Genomic DNA, 1,017 nt, shown 5'->3' with positions numbered 1-1,017 from the left:
TGTGATGTCTCAATAGGTTGTTCACCCGGAAGGGTCTGGGAGACTGGAGTTACCACGCTTCAGTCACCAGAGGGAACAACCGAGTGAACAGCCACAAGAATGCCAGATTGACCTTTGTAGGGCGCAAATTGCTTGTCGAACGCATTGCTGCGATGGGGCTGATGCCGGCAGCCGAGGCTGCCGGCATCAGCGCGCGCACTGCACGCAAGTGGCGCAAGCGCTTCGAGGAGCACGGCGAGCAGGGCCTGCTGGACCGCAGCTCGCGTCCGGCAAAGACCCGCACGAGCCTGGACGAGACGCTGTGCCAGCGCATCGAGAAGTTGCGCCGCTCGCGCATGCCCATGCGACGCATCGCCACGGTGGTCGGGCGCAGCGTGGCCACTGTCTGCCGGCTGCTCGCCCGTCTGGGCCTGGCCAGTCTGAAGGCGCTCGATCCCGTGCCAGCGACGGTGCGCTACGAACGCGAAGCTCCCGGCGAGTTGCTGCACATCGACACCAAGAAGCTTGGGCGCATCGTGCGCCCGAGCCATCGGGTCACGGGCGACCGGCGCGACTCGGTGGACGGCGCGGGCTGGGAGTTTGTCCACGTGGCGATCGACGACCACTCGCGCGTGAGCTTCGTGCAGATGCACGCCAACGAGCGCAAGGATTCGGCGGTGAGCTTCTTGTTGGCGGCCGTGGCGCACTACAAGGCGCTGGGAGTGACGATCAAGCGCTTGATCACGGACAACGGCTCAGCCTATCGCTCGCGGCTGTTCGCCAAGACCTGTCAAGCCCTGGGCATCAAGCACTCGTTCACCAAGCCTTACCGTCCGCAGACCAACGGCAAAGCCGAGCGGTTCATCCAGACTTGCCTGCGCGAATGGGCCTACGGCCGCATCTGGGCCAACAGTGCCGAACGCACCGCTTGGCTGCCTGCGTTCCTGAACTACTACAACAGCCGAAGACCGCACTCCGCCTTGAGCTACAAGCCGCCAGCCTCCCGCCTTGGCGGGAACAACCTATTGCAACTCGACA

Annotated in this window: 1 protein-coding gene; it reads left to right on the top strand. The window is 64.2% G+C overall.

Annotated elements, in window-relative coordinates:
* Nucleotides 1-83 precede the first annotated feature (83 nt).
* The coding region (locus B0W80_RS34070; protein WP_077003538.1) for an IS481 family transposase at nucleotides 84-1,017 on the top strand (934 nt) is incomplete at its 3' end.

This window comes from Variovorax sp. KK3 (assembly GCF_001984055.1).
GTDB lineage: Bacteria > Pseudomonadota > Gammaproteobacteria > Burkholderiales > Burkholderiaceae_C > Variovorax.
Note: the sequence above shows the minus strand (reverse complement) of the source record. Positions and strands in the feature narration are given on the sequence as shown.